Here is a 13,672-nt window from a genome sequence, read left to right on the forward strand (position 1 = left end):
GTTTTACTTCTCCTCTGTGGTCCCTCCCCCCCCGCCCGGGGGGGGGGGGGGCCCCCCCCCCCCCCCCCCCCCTCCCCCATGTGCCGTCTACTTCTTCTTGCTGCCGCGCTTCTCGCGCACCCGCACCGAGATGTGGATCGGCGTCCCCTCGAAGCCGAACTCCTCGCGCAGCCGGCGCTCGATGAAGCGCCGGTAGCCCGCCTCGATGAACCCGGAGGCGAACAGCACGAACCGCGGGGGCTTGGTGCCGGCCTGGGTGCCGAAGAGGATGCGGGGCTGCTTGCCGCCGCGGATCGGGTGCGGGTGGGCGGCGACCAGCTCGCCGAGGAAGGCGTTCAGACGGCCCGTCGGGACGCGGGTCTCCCAGCCGGCCAGCGCGGTCTCGATCGCCGGGACCAGCTTCTCCATGTGACGCCCGGTGCGCGCCGACACGTTCACCCGCGGCGCCCACGAGACCTGGCCGAACTCGGTCTCGATCTCCCGCTCCAGGTAGTAGCGGCGCTCCTCGTCGAGGGTGTCCCACTTGTTGTACGCGATGACCATCGCACGGCCCGCCTCGACGGCCATCGTCACGATCCGCTGGTCCTGCACCGAGATGGACTCGGAGGCATCGATCAGGATGACCGCGACCTCGGCCTTCTCGACCGCGGCCGCGGTGCGCAGGGAGGCGTAGTAGTCGGCGCCCTGCTGGAGGTGGACACGCTTGCGGATGCCGGCGGTGTCGACGAACTTCCAGGTGACGCCGCCGAGTTCGATGAGCTCGTCGACCGGGTCACGGGTGGTGCCCGCGAGCTCGTTGACGACGACGCGCTCCTCGCCCGCCACCTTGTTCAGCAGCGAGGACTTGCCGACGTTCGGGCGGCCGATCAGGGCGATGCGGCGCGGGCCGCCGATCGCGGTGCCGAAGGTCTGCTCGGGTGCGTCCGGCAGGACCTCGAGCACGGCGTCCAGCATGTCGCCGGTGCCGCGGCCGTGCAGCGCGGAGACGGGGTGCGGCTCACCGAGGCCCAGCGACCACAGATAGGCCGCGTCCGCCTCACCGCTCTGCCCGTCGACCTTGTTGGCCGCCAGCACCACGGGCTTGCCGGCCTTGCGCAGCAGCCGTACGACCGCCTCGTCGGTGTCGGTCGCGCCGACCTTGGCGTCGACGACGAACACGACGGCGTCGGCGGCCTCGATCGCGTACTCGGCCTGCGCGGCCACGGAGGCGTCGATGCCGAGGACGTCCTGCTCCCAGCCGCCGGTGTCGACGACCTTGAAGCGGCGGCCCGACCACTCGGCCTCGTAGGTGACGCGGTCGCGGGTGACACCGGGCTTGTCCTCGACGACCGCCTCGCGCCGCCCGATGATGCGGTTCACGAGAGTCGACTTGCCGACATTCGGCCGGCCGACGACGGCGAGGACGGGCAGCGGGCCGTGACCGGCCTCCTCGATGGCGCCCTCGACGTCCTCGAGGTCGAAGCCCTCTTCCGCGGCGAGCTCCATGAAGTCCGCGTACTCGGCGTCGCCAAGCGCTCCGTGGTCGTGCTGCTCGCCCGAGCCGTCGGAGTGGATGTGGTCGTTCATGAAGTCCGTACCTCGTCGTTCATCGTGGTGATCGGTGGACCATCCGGTTTCTCCGGGCTGATCCACTACTCAGTGTCGCCTAGCGACCGGTCAGTCGCCTGGCGTTTTCCAGGTGCGCGGTGAGCTGCTTCTGGATGCGTTCGGTCGCCTCGTCGAGCGCCTTGCGCGTGCGCCGTCCGCTGCCGTCGCCCGCCTCGAAGGGGTCGCCGAAGACGACGTCGATACGGCTGCGCAGCGGAGGCAGCCCCTTTATCAACCGTCCCCGCCGCTCGGAACTTCCCAGTACGGCGACCGGGACGACCGGTGCCCCACTGCGTACGGCGAAGTAGGCGAGGCCGGCGCGCAGCGAGGCGAAGTCGCCCTCGCCGCGGGTGCCCTCCGGGAAGATGCCGAGGACTCCGCCGGCCGACAGGACGTCCAGGGCCTGGGTGATCGCGCCGCGGTCGGCGACCGAGCGGTCCACCTTCAGCTGGCCGATGCCCAGCAGGAACGGGTCCAGCGGGCCGATGAACGCCTCCTTCTTGATCAGGAAGTGCGTCGGCCGGGGCGCCACGCCCATGACCATCGGTCCGTCGATGTTGTGGGAGTGGTTGACGGCGAATATCACCGGGCCGGTGGCGGGCACCTTCCAGGAGCCCAGCACCCGCGGCTTCCACAGCCCGTACATCAGTCCGACGCCGATCCGCCGCCCGACCTCGGCGCCTTTCTCGGAGGGGACGGAGGGTGCGGTCACTTTCCGGCCCGCTTCTCCTCGACGAGGGTGACGACGCACTCGATGACCTGCGCGAGGGTGAGGTCGGTGGTGTCCACCTCGACCGCGTCGTCCGCCTTGGCGAGCGGCGAGGTCTTGCGGGAGGAGTCGGCCGCGTCGCGCTTGATCAGCGCCTCGCGGGTGGCGTGCACGTCGGCGCCCTTCAGCTCGCCGCTGCGGCGGGCGGCACGCGCCTCCGGCGAAGCGGTGAGGAAGATCTTCAGGTCGGCGTCGGGCAGCACGGTCGTACCGATGTCACGGCCCTCGACGACGATGCCGTGCTCCGCGGAGGTGGCCAGCGAGCGCTGCAGCTCGGTGATCCGGGCGCGCACCTCGGGCACCGCGCTGACCGCGCTGACCTTGGAGGACACCTCCTGGGTACGGATCGGGGCGGCCACGTCGGTGCCGTCGACCGTGATCGTCGGATTGGCCGGGTCGGTGCCGGACACGATCTCGGCCTTGCCCGCCACGGCGGCGATCGCGGACGGGTCGTCGATGTCGATCCCGTTGTTCACCATCCACCAGGTGATCGCCCGGTACTGGGCGCCGGTGTCCAGGTAGCTCAGGCCGAGCTGCGCGGCGACGGCCTTCGACGTGCTCGACTTGCCGGTGCCGGCCGGACCGTCGATGGCGACAATCACGGGCTTGGCGACGCCGTTTTCCACGGGGGGACACCTTCCTGGTGCGGTGCGGTGGTGTGCGGGGCCGCGATGGTGCCCTGCACAAGGTTACTGGGTGCGGACCACCCGTCCGGACGAGTGGTCACTGGTCGCCGCCGGTCACTGCACTCCAGCCCGTCCGGCGTTTGAGGAGAACTACTGCCGGATCGCCCAGCCCCGCTCCCGCAGCGCCGCCGTGAGGACCGGCGCCGCCTGCGGCTCCACCATCAGCTGCACCAGCCCCGCCTGCTGCCCGGTCGCGTGCTCGATCCGTACGTCCTCGATGTTGACCCCGGCCCGACCCGCGTCGGCGAAGATCCGCGCCAGCTGCCCCGGCTGGTCGTCGATGAGAACCGCCACGACCTCGTACGCCCGCGGAGCGGACCCGTGCTTGCCCGGCACCCGCACCTGCCCGGCGTTCCCGCGCCGCAGCACGTCCTCGATGCCCAGGACACCCTCACCGCGCTTGGCCTCGTCGGAGGACTGCAGGGACCGCAGCGCCTGCACCGTCTCCTCCAGGTCGGCGGCGACGTCGGACAGCAGGTCGGCCACCGGCCCGGGGTTCGCGGACAGGATGTCGATCCACATCCGGGGGTCGGAGGCGGCGATCCGGGTCACGTCCCGGATGCCCTGCCCGCACAGCCGTACGGCCGCCTCCTCGGCGTTCTCCAGCCGCGCGGCGACCATGCAGGAGACCAGGTGGGGCATGTGGGAGACCAGCGCCACCGCGCGGTCGTGGGCGTCGGCGTCCATGACGACCGGGACGGCCCGGCAGTGAGAGACCAGCTCCAGGGCGAGGTTGAGCACCTCGGTGTCGGTGTCCCTCGTCGGCGTCAGCACCCAGGGGCGGCCCTCGAAGAGGTCACCGGTGGCCGCCAGAGGCCCGGACTTCTCGCGGCCCGACATGGGGTGCGTGCCGATGTACGCGGACAGGTCCAGGCCCAGCGCCTCCAGCTCGCGACGCGGTCCGCCCTTGACGCTGGCCACGTCGAGGTAGCCGCGGGCCGCGCCCCGGCGGATGGCGTCGGCCAGCACTCCGGCCACATGGGCGGGTGGCGCGGCGATGATCGCGAGGTCGACCGGTCCGTCGGGGGCCTCGTCGGTGCCGGCGCCGAGCGCGGCGGCCGTACGGGCCTGCTCGGGATCGTGGTCGGCGAGGTGGACGACGACGCCCCGCTGGGTCAGGGCGATCGCGGCGGACGTACCGATGAGCCCGGTGCCGATGACGAGCGCGGTTCTCACTGGGCGATGTCCTTGCGCAGGGCGGCCGCGGCGCCGAGGTAGACATGGGCGATGTCGGCGCGGGAGCGGTCGGACTCGATGTGCGCCAGGACGCGCACGACGCGCGGCATGGCGCCCTCGATGTCCAGCTCCTGGGCGCAGATCAGCGGTACGTCGACGATGCCCAGCTTGCGTGCGGCGGCCGCCGGGAAGTCGCTGTGCAGGTCGGGCGTGGCCGTGAACCAGATGCTGATCAGGTCGTCGGCGCTCAGGGCGTTCCGCTCGAGGATGGCGGTGAGCAGGGCCCCGACCTGCTCGTCCATGTGCCCGGCCTCGTCCCGTTCCAGTTGGACGGCTCCCCGGACCGCTCGTACCGCCACGGCTGCACTCCTCGCTGATGTACGGATCGGCTTTCGACCCTCCAGCCTAGTCAGGCCGCGGCGGACGGGTGCGCGACGCCCGCCCGCTGAGACGGCGGCTCCGATGCCCTGTCAATGTCACTGAATCGCCCCAATTTCGCTACTTGGGGCGGCTCGCCCCTGTGCGCCTCTTTACGTTGGGGCCGCCGGTCCGCTCTGATGGCAGGACACTCGCCTCGGGGGAGGCCCGAATGAAGCGCCCTGGACCGCTGCTCACCCTGCTCGCGGGACTGCTGCTCGGCCTGTTCATGTTGTCGCTCAACGCGACGACGGGGACGAAGAGCGCGTCGTCCACGTACAAGGAGAAGTCGCCCGCCGTCACGGCGTCACCGACTCCCTCGAAGACCACCGCGTCACCGAGCCCCTCGCCGTCGCGGGCGGCCGCGGCCCAGGGTGTCTACACCGGCCGTACCGACGACGACTCGTCCGCGGTGGCGGTCTCGCTGCGCGGCGGCAAGGCGATCGCGTACTTCTGCGACGGCCACAACATCGAGTCCTGGCTGAAGGGCGCGGTGAAGGACGACGGCAGCCTGAGCCTGACCGGTGACCACGGTGCGAAGCTGACCGGCACGCTGAAGGGCGGCAAGCAGATCCGGGGCACGGCCGAGGTCGGCGGCGGGCACTACGCCTTCACCATCGACAAGGCGAAAAAGCCGTCCGGGCTCTACCGGGCGAACAGCCAGGTCGCCGGCGCCCGGATCGTCGGCGGCTGGATCGTCCTGCCGGGCGGCAAGCAGGTCGGCATCGTCACCCGCGATGGAGAGCCCTCGGCCGCACCGGCCATCGATCCGGCGACGGGCGCGGTGACGGTCGGCGGACAGCGGCTGACGGCACACCCCGTAACTCCTTGATCCTCCTGACCTGGGAGACGACACCATGACCGTCGACCCGAACGCCGCGACCCAGAGTTTCCCGCCCTCCGAACCCGCCCATCGCGCCCCGAGCCCGGCCCGCTATCTCGTCCCGGCCCTCGTCGCCGCCGCGGTGGCCGTCGGTCTCGGGGTGTACGGCAAGGTCCACGATCCCGCCGGCACGGCCTTCAACCTGGCGGGGTTCAGCAGCACGGGCGCGGTGAAGTCGTGGCTGGCGTCGACCGCGTTCTTCTTCGCGCTCGTCCAGCTGGTCAGCGCGTTCATGGTGTACGGCAAGCTGCCGGGGCCGCGCTGGGCGTCGACGCTGCACCGCTGGTCGGGACGGATCGCGTTCCTGGTGGCGGTCCCGGTCGCCGTGCACTGCCTGTACGCGCTGGGCTACCAGACCTACGAGACGCGCGTGATGTGGCACTCCGCCCTGGGTTGCTTCTTCTTCGGTGCCTTCAGTGCCAAGATGCTGCTGCTTCGCTCCCAGCGACTCCCCGGCTGGCTGCTGCCGCTCGTCGGCGGGCTGGTCTTCACCGTTCTCACGCTCATCTGGCTGACGTCCGCCCTCTGGTTCTTCCGCACGTTCGGAGTGACGACATGACCCACCGCTCGACGCGGCGCACGGTTCTCCTCGCGACGGGCGCGGCGACGCTCGCCGCGGGCTGCAGCAAGTACGGCGACAACAGCGACTCCGGGTCCTCCGCGAACGCCTCCGGCGGGCAGGAGCTGGCGAAGACCTCCGAGATCCCGGTGGGCGGCGGCAAGATCTTCAAGGACGAGAAGGTCGTGGTCACCCAGCCGAAGAAGGACGAGTTCAAGGCCTTCTCGGCGATCTGCACACACCAGGGCTGCACGGTGGGCAGCATCGCGGACGGCATCATCCACTGTCCGTGCCACAAGAGCGAGTTCCGCATCACCGACGGCTCGGTGGCCGGCGGCCCGGCGCCGAAACCGCTACCCGCGGAGCAGATCAAGGTGGAAGGAAATTCGATCCGCCTGGCGTGAGCCGCCGCGTACGCTCCCGTCCATGCTCTCCGAGACCCTGGTGCGCGACCACACGATCTACAGCTGCGTCATGGGTTCGCGCGCGTTCGGTCTGGCGACGGACGGCAGCGACACCGACCGCCGGGGTGTGTTCGTGGCCCCCACTCCGCTGTTCTGGCGCTTCGAGAAGCCGCCGACGCATGTCGAGGGTCCGGCCGAGGAACAGTTCGGCTGGGAGCTGGAGCGCTTCTGCGAGCTGGCCCTGCGCGCCAACCCGAACATCCTGGAGTGCCTGCACTCCCCGCTCGTGGAGTACGTCGACGACACCGGGCGCGAACTCCTCGCGCTGCGCGGCGCGTTCCTCTCCCGCCAGGCGCACGAGACGTTCACGCGCTACGCCCTGGGCCAGCGCAAGAAGCTGGAGGCGGACGTCCGCACGCACGGCGCCCCGCGCTGGAAGCACGCCATGCATCTGCTCCGTCTCCTGATGAGCTCCCGCGATCTGCTGCGTACGGGCACCCTCACCCTCGACGTGGGCGACCAGCGCGAGCCCCTCCTGGCCGTGAAACACGGCGAGGTCCCGTGGCGGGAGGTCGAGTCCTGGATGAACCGCCTGGCCGCGGAGGCCGACGAGGCAGCCCGCCACAGCCCCCTCCCCGAGGAGCCGGACCGGCACCGCGTGGAGGCCTTCCTCCTCCGCGTCCGCCGCGCCTCAGCGCTCCAGCCGGATGCGTACGACGAAGTCGTGCAGGGCGTCGTACACGGCCGGGGCGTCGGGTAGCGCCGACGCCTCCTGCGCCGCGTCCAGCACGCCGTGCAGCTGCTCGACGTCGGCTCGCACGCGCGCTTGGTCGACATCGGCACCCCCGTGCTCCCGCTCCGCCTTCGCCGCGATCAGCTCCGGCAGGTAGGCGGGGGCGTCCACCTCCCCCAGCAGCGTGGGCAGATGGGCCTGCACCTCGCCGCTGCGCATCAGGTGGATCCCGGTGAGCAGGACCCGGAAGGTGTAGAGCAGCGGCTTGAGCTCACCGGTCTTCTCGAAAAGCCGCCACTGGGTGTTGGCGAACCCTCTGTAGTGGTGGGCGTGATGGCTGGTGAGCACGCCGGGCGCGAGCGCGGCCAGTTCGCGGTGCGGATCGGTCGTATGCACGACCAGGGGCGACAGCAGTTGCTCCAGCACATAGCCGTTGCGGCGCAGCATCAGCCGTACGAACTTGCGCAGGTCGTGGGTGACCAGGTCCAGCTCGACGCCGTCCCGGTCCCACATCCGGGACCGGGTCTCGTCCGGCTCCCACAGGCCCAGGAGGTCCGCGGTCGGCAGCAGGTGCACGCCCCGCAGGTCCACGTCCGAGTCGCGGGACGGGAAGCCGTAGAGGTGGGCGCCGGAGACGGTCGCGAACAGCACAGGGTCGGGCTGTTCGGCGACCACCGGCGTCAGGTCGAGGTCCAGGGCGTCGATCATGACTCAAGCGTCCCAGAGGGCCCCGAGCGTCAGCAGGTCGGTGCGGTATTCGATGCGGTCGGCCCATTCGGTGGGCCAGGCGTCGGCGCCGAGGTGCGCGCCCGCGAAGGCGCCCGTCAGGCAGGCGATGGAGTCCGAGTCGCCGGAGGTGCAGGCGGCCCGCCGGATGGCCGTCACCGGTTCGTCGGCGAACTGCAGGAAGCACAACAGGCCGGTCGCCAGGGCTTCTTCGGCGATCCAGCCCGCGCCGGTGGCCAGGCACGGGTCGGTCTCGGTCGAGGATGTGCGTACGGCGTCCTGCAGCCGGCCGAGGACCTCCAGGCACTCGTCCCAGCCGCGGGCGATGAAGTGCTCGGGGCTCGGGTCCTGACCGCGCGTCCACAGGTCGCCGAGCCAGGTGTGGTGGTAGCGGCTGCGGTTCTCCAGGGCGTACGAGCGCAGCAGGCCGACGAGGCCGGTCGGCTCGGCGCCCTGTGCGAGCAGCCGTACCGCGCGGGCGGTGAGGTCGGATGCGGCGAGGGCCGTCGGATGTCCGTGGGTCAGGGCGGACTGCAACTGGGCGGCGCCCGCGCGCTGTTCGTCGCTCAGGCCGGGGACGAGCCCGACGGGCGCGACCCGCATGTTGGCACCGCAGCCCTTGGAGCCGATCTGGCTGGCGTCCTGCCAGGCGCGGTTCTCGTCCTTCAGCAGGTTGCACGCCCGCAGGCAGGTGTTCCCCGGCGCCCGGTTGTTCTCCGGGGACTGGTACCAGTCGACGAACTCCTCGCGCAGCGGCCGCTCCAGCCGCTTGGGGGCGAGCACACCGCGGTCCATGGCCGTGCGCAGGCCGCGGCCCACCGCGAGCGTCATCTGTGTGTCGTCGGTGACGATCGCGGGCGTGGGCAGCCGCATCTGCCGCCACGGCCCGAACTTGGCGAGGATCGACGGCACGTCGTTGAACTCGGTCGGGAAGCCGAGGGCGTCCCCGAGCGCGAGGCCGGTCAACGCCCCGGTGGCTGCTTGCTTGTCGACGATGGTCGCGGTCATGCGGGGCGTCCTTCCCGGGACGGTCGGAGGAGGGGCGGGTGCAGCGCGGTGGCCGGGCCCGCCCGATAGAGCGCGGCGGGTTTGCCCCGGCCGCCGGTGAGGCGGGCGGCGCCCGGCACGGCTTCGACGAAGCCGGGCGTGGCGAGCACCTTGCGGCGGAAGTTGGGCCGGTCGAGAGCCGTGCCCCAGACCGTCTCGTAGACGTGCTGAAGCTCGCCGAGCGTGAACTCGGGCGGGCAGAAGGCGGTGGCGAGACAGGTGTACTCCAGCTTGGCGCCGACCCGTTCGTGGGCGTCGGCGAGGATCGTGTCGTGGTCGAAGGCGAGAGGACGGGCCGAGTCGTACGGCAGCCAGCTCGCCCGCGCCGCGTCGCTGCCGGCCTGCGGCTCGGGCGCGTCGGGCAGCAGTGCGGTGAAGGCGACGGACACGACCCGCATCCGGGGGTCGCGGTCGGGTTCGCTGTAGGTCCGCAGCTGCTCCAGATGCAGCCCGGTGACGTCCGCGAGGCCGGTCTCCTCGGCCAGTTCGCGCCGGGCTGCCGTCTCCGCCGACTCCCGTGGCTCCACGAAGCCGCCGGGCAGTGCCCAGTGACCGGCGTAGGGGTCCTGGCCACGCTCCACGAGGAGGACGTGCAGGGCGCCGTCACGGATCGTCAGGACGGCGAGGTCGACGGTGACGGCGAAGGGTTCGTAGGCGTACTTGTCGTACTCCATGGCACCGGACCTCCAACCCCCGGATCTTTAATGGTCATGTCGACTATAAACACGGGGTGGGTGCTTCCACAACCCCGAGGCACTTCCACAACTCGCGGGCTTCCGCGCCCCCGAGAGGGGTAACCGGCACCGCATGGGCGAGATCCTCGTGGGCACGTGCTCGTGGACGGACCGGGCACTGGTCGGCAGCGGCTGGTATCCGGCAGGGCGCAAGGACGCGGAGGGACGGCTGAGGCACTACGCCGAACGGTTCCCGGTCGTCGAGGTCGACTCGGCGTACTACGCACTGCCGAGCGCCCGCAACAGCCTCCTGTGGGCCGAACGGACCCCGGACGGCTTCGTCTTCGACGTGAAGGCGTTCTCACTGCTCACCGGCCACCCGACGCGGGATGCGGTGATGCCGGACGGGCTTCGGGCCGACCACCGGGATCCGAAGGTGCTCGACCAGGTGTGGGCACGCTTCACCGAGGGGATCGAGCCGCTGCGGGCGGCCGGGCGGCTCGGCAGCGTGCTGTTCCAGATGCCGCCGTGGTTCTCCCCCGGGAAGCGGGGCGGTGAGTTCCTGCGGGAGTGCGCCGAGCGGACCGAAGGGTGGCCGGTCTCCGTGGAGTTCCGGCATCCCGGATGGTGGCGGCCGGAGTGGGCGGAGGCCACGCGCGCGTTGCTGACCCGGTACGACATGACCGCCGTGGCGGTGGACATGACGCAGTCGCTTCCCTTGTCGATCCCGCCCGTCACGCCGGTCGCCGCGCCACGGCTGTCCGTCGTCCGGTTCCACGGGCGGAGCGCGGCCTGGGGGTCGGGGAGCAAGGAGGACCGGTTCCGGTACGACTACGGGGAGGACGAACTCATCGACTGGCTGCCCCGGTTGCGGTCGCTGGCCGGGCGGACGGAGCAGCTCCACGTGCTGTTCAACAACTGCTGCGGTGCCGCCGCGGTCCGCGCCGCCGAGACCATGAAGGGGCTGCTCGGCGGCGCGGAGTGGGCTCACACCCGCGTGTGTGACGGCGCGAACGCCGCCACCACCGCCCCCACTCCGGCCGCGCCGGCCGACACCCACAGGGCCGGTGCGCAGCCGTCCAGGAAGGACGACGGTGAACCGTAGCCGCCGTACTGCGTGAAGACCAGGGCGGCGACGGCGATGCCGAAGACACCGCCCAGTTCACGCAGGGCGTTGTTGACGCCGGCCGCGACGCCCGCGTCACCGAGGGGGACGGCGGAGGTCACCGCGTTGGCGACGCTCGGGAAGACCATGGAGATGCCGATGCCCGCGATGATCAGCGGGAGGACCAACTGCCCGTAGTGGACCCCGGGTTCGACCTGCCGGGCCAGCAGCGCGAGGCCCAGCGCCTGCAGGGCGAGGCCGCCGAACATGAAGGGCCGGGTGCCGAAGCGGTCCGCGAGGGCGCCCGCGACCGGGGCGACCAGCAGCGGCATCGCGTTCCAGACGAGGATGCGCACGCCCGCCTGGAGCGGGGAGTAGCCGAGCCCGGTCTGGAAGAGCTGCGTGATCATGAAGAGGGCGCCCAGCAGGGACCCGAAGACCAGGAAGGCGGCCGCGTTGGCGACGGAGAAGCCGCGGTTGCGGAAGTGCGCGAGCGGCAGCATCGGGTAGCGGGCTCCCCTGCGCTCCCAGAGGAGGAACGCGGCCACGGACACGATCCCGGCGGCCAGCGCGGTCAGCACCTCGGCGCTCCCCCAGCCCGCCTGCGGTGCCCGCACCGGCGCCCAGGCAAGCCCCGTCACCCCGACGGCCGCCAGCACCAGCCCCACGAGGTCGAGTTGGGGCCGCGTGCCGTAGCTCTCGCGGAGCCTGGTCGCGGCGAAGGGCAGCATCGCAAGGCCGATGGGCACATTCAGCCAGAAGATCCACTGCCAGGACAGGCCCTCGGTGACGGCCCCGCCGAGCACCGGTCCGGCCGCCACCCCGAGCCCGGTCACCCCGCCCCAGACGCCGATGGCGACACCCCGCTTCTCGGCCGGGAACGCCTCGCTGATCAGGGTCAGGGTGAGGGGAAGCAGTACGGCGGCACCGGCGCCCTGCACGACGCGCGCGCCGATGAGCTGGCCCGGGCCGCCCGCCAGCGCGGAGGCGGCCGAGCCCAGGGTGAAGACGGCGAGCCCGGCGAGGTACATCCGCCGCCGCCCGAACCGGTCGCCGAGCGCGGCGCCGGTCAGGGTCAGACAGGCGAAGACCAGGTTGTAGGCGTTGATCGTCCACTCCAGGTCGGACAGGCTCGCCCCGAAGTCGGCGCGCAGGGCGGGCAGCGCGGTGGCGACGACCACGACGTCCAGGGAGCACAGCAGCGCGCCGAGCCCGGCGAGGACGACGGTCCACACGGGTCGGTGCGGGGCCTGCTCTGCGGGTGGTTTGCGTACGGAGACACTCAGCGTGTCGGTCATGACGGGAGTTCCTTCCATGAGCTCTTGAGGTCGCTCACGGAAGGCAGACCACCCTCACCCCGGAAAGGAATCGCACCGCCCCAGAAAGGCCAGCAGGCGCGCCTCCGGCCCCGCCTCCAGCGGTACGGCCACGGGCGCGCCGAAGCGCACGCCCCGGTCCTCCGGCGCCACCACGCACCGCGCCACCGGCAGCAGCTCGGCCGCCAGCGGGCCGGGGATGGGCCGGGGCCGCCCGCAGGCCTGCGCCACGTCCCATCCGTGCACGGCGATCTCCACCGCTCCCACGGCGGCCATCACCCCTACGTCCAGCGGCAGTCCGCCCACCACCACTTGCTCCCCGGGTCCGGCCGCCCAGGCGCCGAGCACGGCGCACGCGCGCGTGCGGAAGGCACAGGCGAGGTCTCCCCCGGGGCGCATCGGCGTCAGCCCGATCCGCCCGCCCGTCAGCCCCTCGTGCAGGGCGTCCAGCGAATCGTCGAGATGCCCGAGCAGCTCTCCCAGGTCCCACGCGGCGCACGGGGTGCCCCGCTCCAGACTCCCGGACCCGACCGCGGCGACACTCCCCAGCGCGTAGGCGAGCGAACGCTCCAGCAGCTCACCGCAGTTCATGACAGCACCCTGGGGAACCCGAAGCGGTCGACCTGCGCGAGGTCGATGAAGGCCGTGATGCGGGCCAGTGAGCCGCCCGCCACGCTGAGCACCTGCACCGAGTGCGCCCGCAGCACGCCGTCCACCCCGCGCACGTACATGACGACGGCCGGCTGCCCGTTCGCACGCGTGGGCAGCATCCGGTAGCGGCCCTCTCCATGCCCCCTGGCCCGCAGGAACAGCAGCACGTCCTTCTTGCCGTGGAACCACTCCAGGTTGGGCGGCATCTCCAGCTCGACGCCGTCCTGGAGGAGGTCGAGCAGCGCGTCCATGTCGGCCCGCTCGAAGGCGGCCACGTACCGGTCGAGCACCTCGCGGTCCGCCGAGCCCTCGGGCTCGACGACGAGGTCCTCGTCGGGAGCGACCTCGTCGAGCCGGGCACGCGCGCGTCGGAGGCTGCTCTTGACGGCGGCCGTCGAGGTCCCGAGCAGCGAGGCGACCTCGGACGCACGCCAGGCCAGCACGTCCCGCAGGATGAGCACGGCCCGCTGCCGGGCGGGAAGATTCTGCAGCGCGGCGACCAGTGCGAGCCGCAGGCTGCCGCGGGCGGCCACCACGGTCGCCGGGTCGACCAGCGCGTCGGGCAGCGGCTGGAGCCACGGAACATCCGTCGCAGGGGTCCTCAGCGGCTCCTCAGGCGCCTGTGACGGCTCTCCGAGCCCCGCGGGCAGCGGACGCCTCGCGCGGCTCTCCAGGGCCGTCAGGCACGTGTTGGTGGCGATGCGGTGCAGCCAGGTCCGCAGGGACGCACGGCCCTCGTAGCCCTCGTAGGATCGCCAGGCCCGCAGATACGTCTCCTGCACCAGGTCCTCGGCCTCGTCGACCGAGCCCAGCATCCGGTAGCAGTGCGCGAGCAGCTCCCGCCGGTACGGGTCCGTCAGCCGGACGAACTCGTCGCGGTCCGTCGTCGTAGCAGGCATGGCCATTCCTCTCGCCGGTCACGAGTACAGACCGGCGGGG

At 71.8% G+C, this 13,672-nt stretch carries 16 protein-coding genes; 5 read left to right on the forward strand and 11 right to left on the reverse strand.

Going from position 1 to position 13,672, the window contains the following annotated elements; genetic code table 11:
- Positions 1-87: 87 nt before the first annotated feature.
- The 5 genes from der to aroH form a co-directional block, all read right to left on the reverse strand.
- Entirely contained in the window at positions 88-1,566 is a 1,479-nt protein-coding gene (gene der / locus ABT254_RS45465; RefSeq protein ID WP_351483604.1) for a ribosome biogenesis GTPase Der, read from the reverse strand.
- A gap of 79 nt (positions 1,567-1,645) precedes the next feature.
- The gene (locus tag ABT254_RS45470; protein WP_450753403.1) at positions 1,646-2,338 is read right to left on the reverse strand and encodes a lysophospholipid acyltransferase family protein; all 693 of its coding nucleotides are present in this window, start codon (positions 2,336-2,338) and stop codon (positions 1,646-1,648) included.
- Positions 2,296-2,982: a (d)CMP kinase gene (gene cmk, locus ABT254_RS45475; RefSeq protein WP_351483606.1), complete on the reverse strand. Its 687-nt coding sequence runs from the start codon at positions 2,980-2,982 to the stop codon at positions 2,296-2,298. Before cmk ends, ABT254_RS45470 begins: the two co-directional genes overlap by 43 nt.
- A 150-nt stretch (positions 2,983-3,132) precedes the next feature.
- The gene (locus tag ABT254_RS45480) at positions 3,133-4,218 is read right to left on the reverse strand and encodes a prephenate dehydrogenase (RefSeq protein ID WP_351483607.1); all 1,086 of its coding nucleotides are present in this window, start codon (positions 4,216-4,218) and stop codon (positions 3,133-3,135) included.
- Positions 4,215-4,577 carry a chorismate mutase gene (gene aroH / locus ABT254_RS45485; RefSeq protein WP_099927817.1) on the reverse strand — a complete coding sequence of 121 codons (363 nt, stop codon included), beginning with the start codon at positions 4,575-4,577 and terminating at the stop codon, positions 4,215-4,217. The genes ABT254_RS45480 and aroH overlap by 4 nt, the downstream gene beginning before the upstream one ends.
- A 230-nt stretch (positions 4,578-4,807) precedes the next feature.
- On the opposite strand from aroH, the gene ABT254_RS45490 reads away from it, so the two are divergent.
- From ABT254_RS45490 to ABT254_RS45505, 4 genes are read left to right on the forward strand one after another with little or no spacing between them, the layout of a single operon-like run.
- A complete protein-coding gene (locus ABT254_RS45490; RefSeq protein WP_351483608.1) occupies positions 4,808-5,467 on the forward strand; it encodes a hypothetical protein in 660 nt (219 codons plus the stop codon).
- Between the two features lie 25 nt (positions 5,468-5,492).
- On the forward strand, positions 5,493-6,077 hold the full coding sequence (locus ABT254_RS45495; protein WP_351483609.1) for a DUF6529 family protein: 585 nt from the start codon (positions 5,493-5,495) through the stop codon (positions 6,075-6,077).
- Entirely contained in the window at positions 6,074-6,481 is a 408-nt protein-coding gene (locus ABT254_RS45500) for a Rieske (2Fe-2S) protein (RefSeq protein ID WP_351483610.1), read from the forward strand. The genes ABT254_RS45495 and ABT254_RS45500 overlap by 4 nt, the downstream gene beginning before the upstream one ends.
- Before the next feature lie 22 nt (positions 6,482-6,503).
- On the forward strand, positions 6,504-7,241 hold the full coding sequence (locus ABT254_RS45505; RefSeq protein WP_351483611.1) for a nucleotidyltransferase domain-containing protein: 738 nt from the start codon (positions 6,504-6,506) through the stop codon (positions 7,239-7,241).
- Here ABT254_RS45505 and ABT254_RS45510 read toward each other — a convergent pair.
- Genes ABT254_RS45510 through ABT254_RS45520 form a run of 3 tightly spaced genes read right to left on the reverse strand, consistent with a single transcriptional unit; the run spans position 7,173 to position 9,661 of the window.
- Positions 7,173-7,922, reverse strand: coding sequence for a nucleotidyltransferase domain-containing protein (locus ABT254_RS45510; protein WP_351483612.1), 750 nt, complete (start codon positions 7,920-7,922; stop codon positions 7,173-7,175). The two genes, ABT254_RS45505 and ABT254_RS45510, sit on opposite strands and share 69 nt — an antisense overlap.
- Before the next feature lie 3 nt (positions 7,923-7,925).
- Complete coding sequence (locus tag ABT254_RS45515) at positions 7,926-8,948, reverse strand: ADP-ribosylglycohydrolase family protein (protein WP_351483613.1); 1,023 nt, start codon at positions 8,946-8,948, stop codon at positions 7,926-7,928.
- Positions 8,945-9,661 (reverse strand): NUDIX hydrolase, encoded by a 717-nt coding sequence (locus tag ABT254_RS45520; RefSeq protein WP_351483614.1) that lies wholly within the window; start codon positions 9,659-9,661, stop codon positions 8,945-8,947. Before ABT254_RS45520 ends, ABT254_RS45515 begins: the two co-directional genes overlap by 4 nt.
- 133 nt (positions 9,662-9,794) lie before the next feature.
- Between ABT254_RS45520 and ABT254_RS45525 the strand changes: the two genes are divergently transcribed.
- A complete protein-coding gene (locus ABT254_RS45525; protein WP_351483615.1) occupies positions 9,795-10,766 on the forward strand; it encodes a DUF72 domain-containing protein in 972 nt (323 codons plus the stop codon).
- On the opposite strand, the gene ABT254_RS45530 is transcribed toward ABT254_RS45525, so the two are convergent.
- Genes ABT254_RS45530 through ABT254_RS45540 form a run of 3 tightly spaced genes read right to left on the reverse strand, consistent with a single transcriptional unit; the run spans position 10,649 to position 13,632 of the window.
- Positions 10,649-12,064 carry an MFS transporter gene (locus ABT254_RS45530; protein ID WP_351483616.1) on the reverse strand — a complete coding sequence of 472 codons (1,416 nt, stop codon included), beginning with the start codon at positions 12,062-12,064 and terminating at the stop codon, positions 10,649-10,651. The genes ABT254_RS45525 and ABT254_RS45530 overlap by 118 nt on opposite strands.
- A 54-nt stretch (positions 12,065-12,118) precedes the next feature.
- Positions 12,119-12,673 (reverse strand): TIGR03086 family metal-binding protein, encoded by a 555-nt coding sequence (locus ABT254_RS45535; RefSeq protein WP_351483617.1) that lies wholly within the window; start codon positions 12,671-12,673, stop codon positions 12,119-12,121.
- The gene (locus tag ABT254_RS45540; RefSeq protein WP_351483618.1) at positions 12,670-13,632 is read right to left on the reverse strand and encodes a sigma-70 family RNA polymerase sigma factor; all 963 of its coding nucleotides are present in this window, start codon (positions 13,630-13,632) and stop codon (positions 12,670-12,672) included. Before ABT254_RS45540 ends, ABT254_RS45535 begins: the two co-directional genes overlap by 4 nt.
- Positions 13,633-13,672: the final 40 nt, after the last annotated feature.

This window comes from Streptomyces sp. NPDC001137 (assembly GCF_040298885.1).
GTDB lineage: Bacteria > Actinomycetota > Actinomycetes > Streptomycetales > Streptomycetaceae > Streptomyces.

Bases quoted from the DNA above. Each gene is read 5' to 3' on its own strand.
- der (WP_351483604.1), bottom strand. From the start codon at position 1,566: ATGAACGACCACATCCACTCCGACGGCTCGGGCGAGCAGCACGACCAC.
- ABT254_RS45490 (WP_351483608.1), top strand. From the start codon at position 4,808: ATGAAGCGCCCTGGACCGCTGCTCACCCTGCTCGCGGGACTGCTGCTC.
- ABT254_RS45495 (WP_351483609.1), top strand. From the start codon at position 5,493: ATGACCGTCGACCCGAACGCCGCGACCCAGAGTTTCCCGCCCTCCGAA.
- ABT254_RS45500 (WP_351483610.1), top strand. From the start codon at position 6,074: ATGACCCACCGCTCGACGCGGCGCACGGTTCTCCTCGCGACGGGCGCG.
- ABT254_RS45505 (WP_351483611.1), top strand. From the start codon at position 6,504: ATGCTCTCCGAGACCCTGGTGCGCGACCACACGATCTACAGCTGCGTC.
- ABT254_RS45510 (WP_351483612.1), bottom strand. From the start codon at position 7,922: ATGATCGACGCCCTGGACCTCGACCTGACGCCGGTGGTCGCCGAACAG.
- ABT254_RS45515 (WP_351483613.1), bottom strand. From the start codon at position 8,948: ATGACCGCGACCATCGTCGACAAGCAAGCAGCCACCGGGGCGTTGACC.
- ABT254_RS45520 (WP_351483614.1), bottom strand. From the start codon at position 9,661: ATGGAGTACGACAAGTACGCCTACGAACCCTTCGCCGTCACCGTCGAC.
- ABT254_RS45525 (WP_351483615.1), top strand. From the start codon at position 9,795: ATGGGCGAGATCCTCGTGGGCACGTGCTCGTGGACGGACCGGGCACTG.
- ABT254_RS45530 (WP_351483616.1), bottom strand. From the start codon at position 12,064: ATGACCGACACGCTGAGTGTCTCCGTACGCAAACCACCCGCAGAGCAG.
- ABT254_RS45535 (WP_351483617.1), bottom strand. From the start codon at position 12,673: ATGAACTGCGGTGAGCTGCTGGAGCGTTCGCTCGCCTACGCGCTGGGG.
- ABT254_RS45540 (WP_351483618.1), bottom strand. From the start codon at position 13,632: ATGCCTGCTACGACGACGGACCGCGACGAGTTCGTCCGGCTGACGGAC.